We start from the raw sequence: 12,651 nt of genomic DNA, 5'->3' as shown, positions 1-12,651 counted from the left end.
GGTAGCCTGGCGAAGTGCTCGAAGCGATCAAAGCCACCCGTTACGTGACACCGCTGCGCGAGGGCGGCTCGCTGCCCGGGGTGATGGAGGCGGACGACCTCGGCACCCACGTGGTGAAGTTCCGCGGCGCCGGGCAGGGGCGCCGGGTCCTGGTCGCGGAGATCGTGTCCGCGGGGCTGGCCCGCCGCCTGGGGTTCCGCACGCCCGAGCTGAAGGTGATCGACGTCGATCCGCAGCTCGGCGCCCGCGAGCCCGACGAGGAGATCCAGGACCTGCTCAAGGCGAGCGAGGGCAACAACCTGGCGGTCGACTTCCTGCCGGGCGCGCTGGGCTTCGAGCCGCTGGCCTGGCCCCCCGAGCCCGGGTTCGCCTCCCGCCTGATCTGGTTCGACGCGCTGATCCACAACGTCGACCGGAGCTGGCGCAACCCGAACCTGCTCCTGTGGCACGGCGACACCTGGCTGATCGACCACGGCGCCGCGCTCTGGTTCCACCACAACTGGCCTTCTGCCGACCCGTTGCGCGACTTCGACGCGAGCGACCACGTGATGGCGCCCTTCGCCACCCGGGTGCCCGAGGCCGACGCCGAGTTCAGTGAGATGATCACCAGGGACCTGCTCGACGGGGTGGTGGACGAGGTCCCCGACGAGTGGCTGGAGGACGAGCCGGGGTTCGACGGGGCGCAGGCCGTGCGGCAGGCGTACGTCGAGCACCTGCTGGCCCGAGCACAGGGGCCGCGCACCTGGCTGCCGCGGCCGTCGGGCCGGGAGCCCGGTCAGGACCACGAGAGGAAGACCGGCTCGGTGGGCGCGTTCTGGAAGGACAACCGGTGAAGGACGTCTACGAGTACGCGGTCATCCGGGTCGTCCCCCGCGTGGAGCGCGGCGAGCTCATCAACGCCGGAGTGCTGCTCTACTGCCAGCCCCGCGGCTACCTGTGCGCCCGCGTGGAGCTGGACGAGGCGCGCCTGCGCGCCCTCGACACCGGCGTGGACCTCGACGGGGTACGGCACGCGCTCGGCGCCTACCAGCGCACCTGCGACAGCGACTCGGGGCCCCTGACCAGGGAGCCGCTGGGCAGCCGCTTCCGCTGGCTGACCGCCCCGCGCAGCACGATCGTGCAGACCGGCCCGGTCCACGCCGGTCTCACCGCGGACCCGGAGGCGGAACTGGAGCGCCTCGTGACCCGGCTGGTCCGCAGCCCCTGAGCCCGGTCTCGCGGAAGACTCAGAAGAGCACGGACATGAACGTGCCGACCTCGACGAAACCGGCCCTGCGGTAGGCGGCCCTGGCGGGGGCGTTGTAGTCGTTGACGTACAGCGAGACCACCGGCGCGAAGTAGTCGAGCGCGTGCTTGACCACCGCGGCCATCCCCGCCACCGCGTGGCCGCGTCCGCGCAGGTCGGGGTGGACCCAGACCCCCTGGATCTGGCAGGCGTGCGGCGTCACCGCGCCGATCTCCGCCTTGAAGACGACCCTGCCGCCCTCGATGCGGGCGTAGGACCTGCCGATCCTGATCAGCTCGGCGACCCTGGACCGGTAGAGGGCGCCGCCGTCCCCGGCCTCCGGGGAGACGCCCACCTCCTCGGTGAACATCGCCACGCAGGCCGGAAGCAGGATGTCGAACTCGTCGGGCCGGACGCGCCGCACCAGCGGGTCGGCGGGGACGGGCGACGGCTCGGCGATCACCATGACCGGCTGTGCCCAGCGGATCGCGCGGGCGGCCCCCCAGTACGGCTCCAGCCGCTCCCAGAACACCTCCACCGCGTCCGCCGGGCCGACGATCGAGGAGCAGCGGCGGCCCTGCTTGCGCGCGCGCTCGGCGAAGGCGTAGACGGCGTCCGTACCGGCGTTGACCGGGACCAGGTTCGCCCCGGCGTAACAGATGGAGGTCAGGCCGCCGCGCGGCCCGAATCCCCACATCTGGCCACCGAGCCTGGCCGGATTGAGCCCGACCGAACGGACCCTGGAGGCGACGAAGACATTGCCGACGGGGTCGGTGTCGAGAAGCGCCAGGACCTCGTCTCGATCGCTGTCGTCGAGCACGCGCGACGCCGTTGTGCGCAGCATCACGTGCTCAGCCTACGCGACCCCCTCGAATTTGGCAGGAACCAACACAGAGCCTCTCATCTACCTGCTTTGGCCACCTCTTTCCGCCAGGTGCCCGGCGGGCACGCGGACGGTCGCGGGGACGGTCACCGGTACGGGCGCGGGGACTCCCGGGCACCGGGCGTCCGGGGCGGAGTTCTGGCGAGGGCCGGGAAGGGTGCCGTCCCTGAGGTAGGCGGCCAGGCGCCGGTCGACGCAGGCGTTCCCGTTGAGCGCGACCCCGTGGTTGCCGCCGGGCACGGCCAGCAGCCGGGAGCGGTGGAACAGGGCGCGCATCCGCACCGCCCCGGCGTACGGGGTGGCGGCGTCGCGCTGTCCCTGGATCAGCAGGATCGGCGGCAGCCTGTCGTCGTCCTGAATCCGCACGGGGGTCCCGGCGGGCTGGGGCCAGAACGCGCACGGCGCGTTGTACCAGGCGTTGGGCCAGGTGAGGAAGGGCGCTTTGAGGTTCGCCCTGGTCATGTCAGCCCGCCAGCGGGCCCAGTCGCGCGGCCAGGCGGCGTCGCGGCACTGCACCGCGAGGTAGACCGCGTAGTTGTTCTCGTCCTTGGCGTCGTTCACCGCGTGCTTGCGGTAGGCGTTGACCAGGGGGTCCGCCTCCCCCTTCTTGACGTAGGCGGAGAAGGCCCTGGCCAGTTGCGGCCAGATGACGTCGGAATAGCCGCCCAGGGTGTAGACGTCGTCGAGCTCGCTCGGGCCGACCACCCCTCCGGCCGGGCGGTCGGCCAGCCGGTCCCGCATGGCGTCCCAGGCGAAGGAGACCGCCCTCTCGGTCGCGCCGAGCCGGTAGACCGGGTTGTGGCGGGCGATCCACTTCAGGAAGTCCCGGTGCCTGTCCTGGAAGGCGATGCTCTGGTCGAGGTTCGAGCGGTACCAGATGCCGCGCGGATCGACCACGCTGTCCAGGACGAGCCGCTTGATCCGGTCGGGGAAGAGCGTCGCGTAGACCGCGCCGAGGTAGGTCCCGTACGAGTAACCCAGGAAGCTGATCTTCGACTCGCCGAGCGCCGCCCTGATCAGGTCCATGTCCCTGGCGGAGTTCTCGGTGGTCATGTGCGGCAGCATCCAGCTCCACCGCTCGCCGCACGCCTGGGCGTACCTGCGGGCCCGGCCGATCAGCACGCTCTCGTCGCGCCTGGTGACCGGCACCTGGTCGGGGCGGGGCGCCTCGTAGTACTTCTTGGGATCGACACACTTCAGCGCGGGGTCGCTGGCCCCCACCCCGCGCGGGTCGAAGCCGACCACGTCGAACCGGTCGGCCAGGCCGTCGGGAAGCCCCGCCGCGACACTCCTGACCAGGTCGCGGCCGGACGCTCCGGGGCCACCCGGGTTGACCAGCAGCGCGCCGAGACGGTCCTGGACGGCCTTCCCCCTGATCCGGTTCAGGGCGATGCCGATGGTCTGGGCCGGGTTGGCGTAGTCGAGCGGCACCCTCAGGGTGGCGCACTCCATCGGGTTGTCCACCCGCCCGGCGGAGGCGAGCACCGCCCCGGTCACCGCGGCCCCGCCCTCGCAGGGCCCCCAGACCAGCGCCTCCCTCTGCTGTCTCTCCTGGGCCACCGCCCCCTGCGGCACCCCCACCGCCACGGCCAGCATCGCGATGCTCGCGGCGATCCCGACGACCCTCTTCTTCACTGTGTGATCCCCCTACTCGTACGGCAGAGGCGATGGTCTCCCGGAGGCGGCGCGATCATCCGGAACACAGCCGAAGGTCTAGCAAAGTGTAGTCAGATAATTGCTAAGTGTAATGACGCCAGGAATGCGAACGACGCGGGCCCAGCGTGGGCCCGGTACGAATCCGGCGCGAGCAGGGCGGCTAGCTGACGACGACCTGGGGTCCGGGAGCGTCATCGTCGAGGTCGACCTCCACGCCCATCTCCTCGGCGAGGCGCAGGGCCTCCTCGATCAGGGTCTCCACGATCTGCGACTCGGGGACGGTCTTGATGACCTCGCCCTTGACGAAGATCTGGCCCTTGCCGTTGCCGCTCGCGACGCCGAGGTCGGCCTCGCGGGCCTCGCCGGGACCGTTGACGACGCAGCCCATCACCGCGACGCGCAGCGGGACCTTCAGCCCTTCGAGCCCCGCCTGGACCTGCTCGGCCAGGGTGTAGACGTCGACCTGGGCGCGCCCGCAGGAGGGGCAGGAGACGATCTCCAGACCGCGCTCGCGCAGGTTGAGCGACTCCAGGATCTGGTTGCCGACCTTGACCTCCTCGACCGGAGGGGCCGACAGCGACACGCGGATGGTGTCGCCGATGCCCTCGGCGAGCAGGGCGCCGAACGCGACCGCGGACTTGATCGTGCCCTGGAAGGCCGGGCCCGCCTCGGTGACGCCGAGGTGGAGCGGGTAGTCGCACCGGGCGGCGAGCAGGCGGTAGGCCTGGACCATCACGACCGGGTCGTTGTGCTTGACGGAGATCTTGATGTCGCGGAAGCCGTGCTCCTCGAACAGGGAGCACTCCCACAGCGCCGACTCCACCAGCGCCTCGGGGGTGGCCTTGCCGTACTTCTGGAGCAGGCGGGGGTCGAGCGAACCGGCGTTGACGCCGATCCGGATCGGCACGCCGCGCTCACCGGCCGCCCGCGCGATCTCACCGACCTTGTCGTCGAACTTCTTGATGTTGCCGGGATTGACCCGGACCGCCGCGCAGCCCGCCTCGATCGCGGCGAAGACGTACTTCGGCTGGAAGTGGATGTCGGCGATCACCGGGATCTGCGACTTCCTGGCGATGATCGGCAGCGCGTCGGCGTCGTCCTGGGAGGGGACGGCGACCCGGACGATCTGGCAGCCCGAGGCGGTCAGCTCGGCGATCTGCTGGAGCGTCGCGTTGACATCGGCGGTGACCGTGGTGGTCATCGACTGGACGGAGACCGGCGCGTCCCCGCCCACGGGGACGGAGCCGACCATGATCTGACGGGATACGCGTCGCTCGGCGATCGGCCTGGTCCTTACGGACGGGATTCCGAGAGCAACAGAAGTCATTTTCAGCCCTTGAAGAGTCGACGACGCTCACCAGTCTAGGCAGTCCCGGTGAGCTCGCGTGCCCGTATCCGCGCCCAGGAGTCGGCGTCGAGCACCTCGGCGACCGAACCGGCCTCGGTCACGGTGTGCTCGGAGACCACCGCCGCCACGGTGTCGACGATGCCGGGGAAGGGGAGGCGCCCGGCCATGAAGGCCTCGACGCAGACCTCGTTGGCGGCGTTGTAGACGGCCGGGGCCGTGCCACCGGCCTCGCCGACCCGCCGGGCCAGCGCGACGGCGGGGAAGGCCTCGTCGTCGAGCGGCTCGAACGTCCAGGTGTGGGCGGTGGTCCAGTCGACCGCCGGGGAGGCGCCGGCGACCCGCTCGGGCCAGCCGAGGGCGAGCGCGATGGGCAGGCGCATGTCCGGCGGGCTGGCCTGGGCGATGGTCGAGCCGTCGACGAACTCGACCATCGAGTGGATGACCGACTGCGGGTGGACGACGACCTCGATGCGGTCGAAGCCGATGTCGAAGAGCAGGTGGGCCTCGATGACCTCCAGGCCCTTGTTGACGAGTGTGGCGGAATTCACCGTGATGACCGGCCCCATCGACCAGGTGGGGTGGGCGAGGGCCTGCTCGGGGGTGACGTCGGCGAGGTCCGCGCGCGACCTGCCGCGGAAGGGCCCGCCGCTCGCGGTGACGACCAGGCGGCGCACGGCGGAGGCGTCGGGGCCGGTGGGTCCCGCCGCCCACAGGCACTGGGCCAGCGCGGCGTGCTCGGAGTCGACAGGGATCAGCTGGCCGGGTTTGGCCAGCCGTTTCACCAGCGGCCCGCCGACGATCAGCGACTCCTTGTTGGCGAGCGCGAGCGTCCGGCCCGCCTCCAGCGCGGCCAGCGTGGAGGTCAGTCCCAGCGCCCCGGTGATGCCGTTGAGGACGACGTCGGCGGGCCAGGCGGCGGCCTCCGCCACCCCCTCGGGCCCGGCCAGCACCCGGGCGCCCACCCCGTACGCGGCCAGGGCCTCGCGCAGCTCCGGCACAGCGGAGGGGTCGGCGACGGCGACCACGTCGGGCCGGAACTCGGCCGCCTGCCTGGCCAGCAGGTCGATCCGGCCACCGTAGGCGGCCAGCGCGACCACCCGGAACCTGCCGGGGTTGCGGGCGATGACGTCGAGGGACTGGGTCCCGATGGACCCGGTCGAGCCGAGCAGGACGACGGAACGGACGGTGTCTGGCTGCACCGCCCCATTCTCCCGGCTCGGACCGCGCTGTCGAATCGGCCGTACCGGGCCGGACCGGTCTGGATCAGGCCGGATCACGCCGGATCATGGCGAAAATCTGTTAGCCGTGGAACGCGCGATAAAAGGCGGTATTTAAGTCCGAATTTAGTCATATCAATAGTTGTAAAGCCTGAGAAATGCACATGTGTAGCGCACTAGCTTCCCGGAACAGCGACAGGCCCTCGGGAGGTACATATGCGGCGCACGGTACGACTCGTCCCTATTCTCACCGCCATCGCGGGAAGCACCCTGCTCTCCACGACGATCGCGCACGGTGCCACGGCGGAGGCCACAGCGGACGCCGCGACAGGTGTCACGGCGGGCGCCACAGCGGGCGGGAGCACGGGCGGGGGCGGCGTCACCGCGGCGCGGGCCGTTCCCCAGCCGGTCGAGAAGGAGGCGGCCGACACCAGGAAGGAACAGCAGACCGTCCAGCGCTACTGGACCGAGGCGAAGATGGAGGCGGCCAAGCCACTCGCCGCCCTCGTCCCCGAGAAGGACGGCGCCCGGCTCGCCGCGGGGGCGCTCGCGGCCCAGGCCGCGGCCGACCCCGTCTCCGTCCCCGCGACCGAGCCCGGCGGCGACACCGTCACGGCCACCAGGGGGTCGGCGGCCCGCGCCTCCACCGGAGCGGCGTGGACCCGCGGCGGGGCGATCGTCAAGACCACGGGCCGCGTGTTCTTCACCTACCAGGGCCGCAACGCCTCATGCTCGGCGAGCGCGGTGACCAGCGAGAACAAAAGCACCGTGATCACGGCGGGGCACTGCGTGAGGATGGGCGGCGCCTTCCACGGTAACTGGGTCTTCGTGCCGGGCTACCACAACGGCGACCGGCCGCACGGCACGTGGGTGGCGACCACCCTCTACACCACCCCGCAGTGGAACAACAGCGAGGACATCAACCACGACGTGGCCTCGGCCGTGGTGGCCCCGCTGAACGGCAGGTCGCTGACCGACGTGGTCGGCGGCCAGGGCATCTCCTTCAACCAGGGGCGCCGCCAGCAGATGCACTCCTTCGGCTACCCAGCGGCCAGCCCGTACGACGGCTCCAAGCTGGTCTACTGCGCCGGGCGCGCGTTCGACGACTTCCTGATGTCCCGCGACATCGGGCTGAACTGCGACATGACCGGCGGATCGAGCGGCGGGCCCTGGTTCCTCGGCTTCAACGAGAACACCGGCCTGGGCACCCTGAACTCGGTGAACAGCTTCAAGTACGGCTTCGCCTCCGGCTGGATGTTCGGCCCCTACTTCGGAACCGAGGCACGGGCCGTCTACGAGGCGGCCCAGACCACCGGCACCCCCTGATATTCACCAAAAGTAATTACAAGAACACCCCTCGTAGTGCAAACTCGGGTTTCATGACCTCAAGCCTCCCCCTGCTTGCGGCCGTCCCGCTCGTCGCCGGGTTGCTGAGCGCCCCGGCGACCGGCGCGACGGCCACCGGGCAGCCGGCCACCGAGTCCGGGCAGCGGGCCGCGAAGACCTTCGTCCACCCCTCCACGCAAAGCACCGGGAAAACCGGAACCGTCGCGGCGCCCGGCCTGCCGGACGTCGTCGAGCGCGCGACCGCTCCCACCGCGTCGGAGCGGAAACGCGTGCTCGGCTACTGGACCCCCCGCCGGATGGCCTCGGCGCTCCCCGTCGACCGGCTCGCCAAGGTCACCGGAGTGCTCAGGCGGCTCTCCGCCGCCGGGCAGGAGGTGGTCCCCCGCCGGAGCCCGCACGGCGCCGCGTCCCGCACCGCCGGCGCCCGCTGGACCTCCGGCGGGGCGGTGGGCCGCACCACGGGGCGGGTGTTCCTCACCATCAAGGGCAGCGACTTCGTGTGCTCGGCGAGCTCGGTCAAGAGCGCCAACAGGGACCTGGTGGTGACCGCCGGCCACTGCGTCAAGGACGGCACCGGCGCCTGGGCCGACAACTGGACCTTCGTCCCCGGCTACAGCCAGGGCCGCCGCCCGTACGGGCAGTACACCGCGCGCCGCATGTTCGTCGCGGGCCCCTGGTCGCGTCAGGGCGACGACAGCCACGACATCGGCATGGTGGCGGTCAACACCAGTGGCGGCAAGCACCTCGGCGACGCCGTCGGCGGCCAGGACATCGCCTTCGGCGCTCCCCGGGGACGCCTCGCCAGCGGTTTCGGCTTTCCCGCCGACACGCCCTACGACGGCGAGCACCTGGTCTACTGCGCGGGCCCGCTCCGCGACGACCCGAACGGGCAGACCGGCGACCAGGGCATGCGCTGCGACATGACCGCCGGATCCAGCGGGGGTCCCTGGCTGAGCGGCTTCGACGCCTCCACCGGCCGGGGCACGCTCGTCTCGGTGAGCAGTTTCAAGTACAGCGACGACCGCCACACCATGTACGGCCCCTACTTCGGCGACTCCGCCAAGGCCCTCTACGCCACGGCCTCCGCGTCGTGACACCGGCGCGGAGGCGTGGCCGGTTCAGAGGGTGATGCCGGTGAGGACCATGACCTTCTCGTAGGTGAGGTCGGCGATGGCCGAGCGAAGGCCCTCGCGGCCGACCCCCGAGTCCTTGACCCCTCCGTAGGGCATCTGGTCGGCGCGGTACGACGGCACGTCACCGATGATCACACCGCCGACCTCAAGCTCCCGGTTGGCCCGGAAGGCGTTGTCGAGGCTGCGGGTGAACACCCCGGCCTGCAGGCCGTACCTGGAGTCGTTGACCGTGGCGAACGCCTCGTCCACCCCGGACACCTTCTGGACGACCATCACGGGGCCGAAGACCTCCTCGCGGCAGACCTTGGCGTCGGCCGGTACGTCGGCGAGCACGGTCGGCGCGAACGTGGAGCCGTCGCGGGTGCCGCCGGTCAGCAGGCGGGCGCCCGCCGAGACGGCCTCGCCGACCCACCCCTCCACGCGCTCGGCGGCCTCGGCCGACACGAGCGGCCCGACCTGCGTCTTCTCGTCGGCGGGGTCGCCGGTGACCAGGGCCTCGACGGCCGGGACGAGCCGGGCCACGAAGTCGTCGTGGACCGACGCCTCGACGATCACCCGCTGGACGGCGATGCAGCTCTGACCGGCCTGGTAGTTGGAGAACAGCGCGATCCGCGAGGCGGCCCAGTCGAGGTCGGCGTCGGCGAGCACGACCGCCGCGGCGTTGCCGCCGAGTTCCAGGGTCACGTGCTTGCGCGGAACCCGGTCGATGATCGCGTACCCCACGGGTGCCGAGCCCGTGAAGGAGACGACCGGCAGGCGCGGGTCCTCGACCAGCGCGCCGGCGCGGTCGTTGGGCACGGGGAGCACGGAGAACATGCCCTCCGGCAGGTCGGTCTCGGCGAGGATCTCGCCCAGGACCAGCGAGGAGACCGGCGTCGCCGGAGCGGGCTTGAGGACGATCGGGGCACCGACGGCGATGGCGGGGGCCACCTTGTGCGCCACCAGGTTGAGCGGGAAGTTGAACGGGCTGATGCCCAGGACCGGGCCGTACGGAACCCGTGAGACGTAGGCGAGGCGGCCCGCGGAGGCGGCCTCGGTGTCCAGGCGCACGGTCTCGCCGCCGAGGCGGCGGGTCTCCTCGGCCGCGAACCTGAAGGTGGAGACCGCCCGGCCGACCTCGCCGCGCGCCCAGAAGATCGGCTTGCCGTTCTCGGCGGTGATCAGGGCGGCGATCTCGTCGGCGCGTTCGGCCAGGCGGCGCGAGACGTGCGCGAGGGCCTCGGCCCGCACGTGGATCGGGAGCGCGGCCGCCTGTTTGCGCACGGCCGCCGCGGCGGCGACGGCCTCCTCGACCTGGCCGTCGGTCGGCACGGAGCAGACGGCGACGACACGGCCGTCGTGCGGGTTGGTCACGGTGAGCTCGGCCTCGCCCGTGGCGGGGCGTCCGGCGAGCCAGAAGGGGCGCACGTCCATACCCCGACGCTATGTCACCGGCGCGGGAGCGGCCTTACTCCACTCCGCACAACAGCCCCGTACCGGTACGCCGTTCCGCATAAAACCCGTCCGCCCATGCCCTGTAACGAAAACAGGGGTATTCGGGGATATTCATGACAAGGGACCGGTTTGAATGATCTTCACCCTGGCAAAGTCACCGAATGGACGATGAGACCGGAAGGGCGTGGGCGCATGACCTCCTCGGCGCCGCGCGGCCTTCAGGGTGCCTATCTGGTCGGTGAGCGGGCGTCTCAGGACGAGCTGCGCACCAGGCTGCTCGACGTCGCCAGCCAGCTGCTGGTCACCATCGGGCCGGAGAGCCTGTCGATGCGCCGCATCGCCACCGAGGCGGGCTGCTCGACCACCGTCATCTACACCATGTTCGGCAGCAAGGAGGGCCTGGCCGAGGCGCTGTACCTGGAAGGCTTCGAGCGCTTCCGGCGCCGCCTGGAGGGCGTGCCCTCACGCAAGGACGCCCTGGAGCACCTCATCGCGCTGGGCCCCGTCTACCGGGAGGCCGCGCTGGACGAGCCCGGCTACTACGCCCTGATGTTCGAGCGCGCGATCCCCGGCTTCGTGCCGAGTGAGCGGGCCAGGACCCTCGCCCGCGCGGCGCTGAACATCATCGACCGGGTGATCGCCGACTGCATCTCGGCCGGATACATCGTCCCCACCCAGCCCAGGAAGATCGCCGACGCCGTGTGGGCCGCCGCCCAGGGCGCGATCAGCCTGGAACGTGCCGGGCACCTGCGCGACAGCGGCACCTACGAGACGGTCACCTACGCCGTCATCTCCCGCTACCTGGTGGTCGACCGCCACTGATCCGGCGGCGTGTCACCTGGCGACGGCCAAGGCGACCCATCATCTGGCGACGGCCAGGACGACCCATCATCTCGCGACGGCCAGGGCGACCCAGAGCTCGGCGCGGACCGCGGGGTCCTCAAGGTCGCGGCCGACCAGCTCCGCGACCCGGCGCATGCGGTAGCGCAGGGTGTGGCGGTGCACCCCGAGCCGCTGCGCCGCCGCGTCCCAGTGGCCGTTGCAGTCCAGGTAGGCGCGCAGGGACCCCAGCAGGTCCGCGCGCGAGCCGTACTCCCTGAGCGGGGCGAGCAGCGCGCGGGAGAACGCCTCCGCCGCGCCGGGGTCGAGCAGGGAGAGCAGTCCCTGACCCGCCAGGTCGGCGAAGCGCACCACCCGCGCGGTGCCGCGCCTGGCCGAGGCGAGCGCCCTGTCGGCCTGGTCGAGCCCCGCGCGCAGGTCGCCGAGACCCGCCGGGGCGCCGACCCCGACGGGGCCGTGCTCGCCGAGCGCCGCGGCCACGGCCCCGGCCCGCGAGGCCGCTACCAGCAGGACCACCCGGTCGCCGTCGGCCGCCGCGAACTCGCCCCCGGCGGCCTCCAGCACCACCTCGGGGTCACCGGCGCAGGCGACCGCCACCAGCGGCTCGCCGTCGAGCCGCTCCCCCAGCCGCTCCAGCGTCTCGCACCCGGCCTCCACCTGCCCGGCCAGCAGCAGCCGCAGCACCGCGGAGCGGACCCGGCGCTCGGCGGCCAGGTGCTCCCCGCCGTGCTCGACGGCGAGCGTCAGCAGGGAGGCGGCGGCGTTGACCACGGTGTGCGCGACCGGGGTGAAGGACCGGCCGATGCCCACGGCGAGGAATCCCCTGACGCGGCGGGCCCCGAGCGGCCGCACGATGACGTGCTCCTCCGGCGAGGAGAGGGCCACGCTCGCGGGAGCGCCCCCGCTCGTGATCCTTCTCAGCCGCTCCAGCTCGGGGCCGAGGTCTCCGGCCGCCTCCGCCGCGCCCCGGCCCGCCAGGTGCCGTACGGCCCCCGCCTCGTCGAGCAGGATCGCCCAGCCGCCCAGCTCACGGGCCAGGCGGTCGATCACCGCGCGGGGGCCCTCCGGGCGCAGCGCGGCGCGGGTGAGGCGGCCCTGGGCGGCGAAGGCCCTGCTGAGCTCGTCGTAGTGTTCGGCGGCGATCAGCTCGCTGACCGCCTTGCCGATGGCGACGAACGGGGTGTCGCGCGGCACCTCGACCAGCGGCAGCCCGGCCCGCGTGGCGGCCTCGACCAGCGCCTCGGGGATCGTCTCGTGCCCGAGCCCGACCCCGAACCCGAGCCCGGCGACCCCCCTGGCGACCAGGCGCCCGACGTAGGGGCCGGCGTTGCGGGCGTCCAGGCGCATGCCCGTGGTCAGGACCAGCTCGCCGCCCTCAAGGAAGGGGGTGGGGTCCTCCAGCTCGCTGACCGCCACCCAGCGCACCGGCCGGTCGAGCGCCTCCCGCCCGGCGAGGACGACGAGGCCGAGTGGAAGCCGCCGCACGACGGTGCTCAGCCTCGGCGCCACGACCACCCCCACTTTTATCCATTATGTCTATTCTGTCCCTTGCAATTTTGCCATAGTGC

The 12,651-nt window shown here is 72.0% G+C and carries 11 protein-coding genes; 5 read left to right on the top strand and 6 right to left on the bottom strand.

The annotated features are described in order from the left end of the window. The first annotated feature begins 14 nt into the window (after window positions 1–14). Together ABD817_RS24760 and ABD817_RS24755 are read left to right on the top strand one after the other, a co-directional pair. Window positions 15–833, top strand: a complete 819-nt coding sequence (locus ABD817_RS24760) for a HipA family kinase (RefSeq protein WP_344920511.1) — start codon at window positions 15–17, stop codon at window positions 831–833. Further along, a complete protein-coding gene (locus ABD817_RS24755) occupies window positions 830–1,207 on the top strand; it encodes a DUF3037 domain-containing protein (RefSeq protein WP_344920509.1) in 378 nt (125 codons plus the stop codon). Before ABD817_RS24760 ends, ABD817_RS24755 begins: the two co-directional genes overlap by 4 nt. Before the next feature lie 19 nt (window positions 1,208–1,226). Here ABD817_RS24755 and ABD817_RS24750 read toward each other — a convergent pair whose 3' ends face one another. From ABD817_RS24750 to dxr, 4 genes are all read right to left on the bottom strand, one after another. After that, a complete protein-coding gene (locus ABD817_RS24750; protein WP_344920811.1) occupies window positions 1,227–2,069 on the bottom strand; it encodes a GNAT family N-acetyltransferase in 843 nt (280 codons plus the stop codon). Between the two features lie 60 nt (window positions 2,070–2,129). Further along, window positions 2,130–3,743 carry an alpha/beta hydrolase gene (locus ABD817_RS24745; RefSeq protein ID WP_344920508.1) on the bottom strand — a complete coding sequence of 538 codons (1,614 nt, stop codon included), beginning with the start codon at window positions 3,741–3,743 and terminating at the stop codon, window positions 2,130–2,132. A gap of 181 nt (window positions 3,744–3,924) precedes the next feature. Further along, on the bottom strand, window positions 3,925–5,091 hold the full coding sequence (ispG, locus tag ABD817_RS24740) for a flavodoxin-dependent (E)-4-hydroxy-3-methylbut-2-enyl-diphosphate synthase (RefSeq protein WP_344920507.1): 1,167 nt from the start codon (window positions 5,089–5,091) through the stop codon (window positions 3,925–3,927). Window positions 5,092–5,126: 35 nt separating this feature from the next. Then, complete coding sequence (gene dxr, locus ABD817_RS24735; RefSeq protein ID WP_344920506.1) at window positions 5,127–6,311, bottom strand: 1-deoxy-D-xylulose-5-phosphate reductoisomerase; 1,185 nt, start codon at window positions 6,309–6,311, stop codon at window positions 5,127–5,129. Between the two features lie 234 nt (window positions 6,312–6,545). Between dxr and ABD817_RS24730 the strand changes: the two genes are divergently transcribed. Next, complete coding sequence (locus ABD817_RS24730; RefSeq protein WP_344920505.1) at window positions 6,546–7,655, top strand: trypsin-like serine peptidase; 1,110 nt, start codon at window positions 6,546–6,548, stop codon at window positions 7,653–7,655. Between the two features lie 53 nt (window positions 7,656–7,708). Further along, window positions 7,709–8,770: a trypsin-like serine peptidase gene (locus ABD817_RS24725; protein WP_344920504.1), complete on the top strand. Its 1,062-nt coding sequence runs from the start codon at window positions 7,709–7,711 to the stop codon at window positions 8,768–8,770. Between the two features lie 24 nt (window positions 8,771–8,794). Here the strand turns inward: ABD817_RS24725 and ABD817_RS24720 are convergent, their stop codons facing one another. Beyond that, the gene (locus ABD817_RS24720) at window positions 8,795–10,222 is read right to left on the bottom strand and encodes an aldehyde dehydrogenase family protein (RefSeq protein WP_344920502.1); all 1,428 of its coding nucleotides are present in this window, start codon (window positions 10,220–10,222) and stop codon (window positions 8,795–8,797) included. 213 nt (window positions 10,223–10,435) lie between these two features. Here ABD817_RS24720 and ABD817_RS24715 point away from each other — a divergent pair, with 213 nt between their 5' ends. Then, the gene (locus ABD817_RS24715; RefSeq protein WP_344920501.1) at window positions 10,436–11,065 is read left to right on the top strand and encodes a TetR/AcrR family transcriptional regulator; all 630 of its coding nucleotides are present in this window, start codon (window positions 10,436–10,438) and stop codon (window positions 11,063–11,065) included. Window positions 11,066–11,131: 66 nt separating this feature from the next. Here the strand turns inward: ABD817_RS24715 and ABD817_RS24710 are convergent, their stop codons facing one another. Further along, a complete protein-coding gene (locus ABD817_RS24710) occupies window positions 11,132–12,604 on the bottom strand; it encodes a PucR family transcriptional regulator (protein WP_344920500.1) in 1,473 nt (490 codons plus the stop codon). Window positions 12,605–12,651: the final 47 nt, after the last annotated feature.

Source organism: Streptosporangium oxazolinicum (assembly GCF_039537505.1).
Classification (GTDB): Bacteria; Actinomycetota; Actinomycetes; order Streptosporangiales; family Streptosporangiaceae; genus Streptosporangium; species Streptosporangium oxazolinicum.
The sequence above is the reverse complement of the archived record's forward strand: the minus strand, read 5'-3'. Positions and strand labels throughout refer to the sequence as shown.

What these genes read in the sequence shown, in the direction of transcription:
- ABD817_RS24750 (WP_344920811.1), bottom strand. Translation starts at nt 2,069, where the DNA reads ATGCTGCGCACAACGGCGTCGCGCGTGCTCGACGACAGCGATCGAGAC.
- ispG (WP_344920507.1), bottom strand. Translation starts at nt 5,091, where the DNA reads ATGACTTCTGTTGCTCTCGGAATCCCGTCCGTAAGGACCAGGCCGATC.
- ABD817_RS24730 (WP_344920505.1), top strand. Translation starts at nt 6,546, where the DNA reads ATGCGGCGCACGGTACGACTCGTCCCTATTCTCACCGCCATCGCGGGA.
- ABD817_RS24725 (WP_344920504.1), top strand. Translation starts at nt 7,709, where the DNA reads ATGACCTCAAGCCTCCCCCTGCTTGCGGCCGTCCCGCTCGTCGCCGGG.
- ABD817_RS24720 (WP_344920502.1), bottom strand. Translation starts at nt 10,222, where the DNA reads ATGGACGTGCGCCCCTTCTGGCTCGCCGGACGCCCCGCCACGGGCGAG.
- ABD817_RS24715 (WP_344920501.1), top strand. Translation starts at nt 10,436, where the DNA reads ATGACCTCCTCGGCGCCGCGCGGCCTTCAGGGTGCCTATCTGGTCGGT.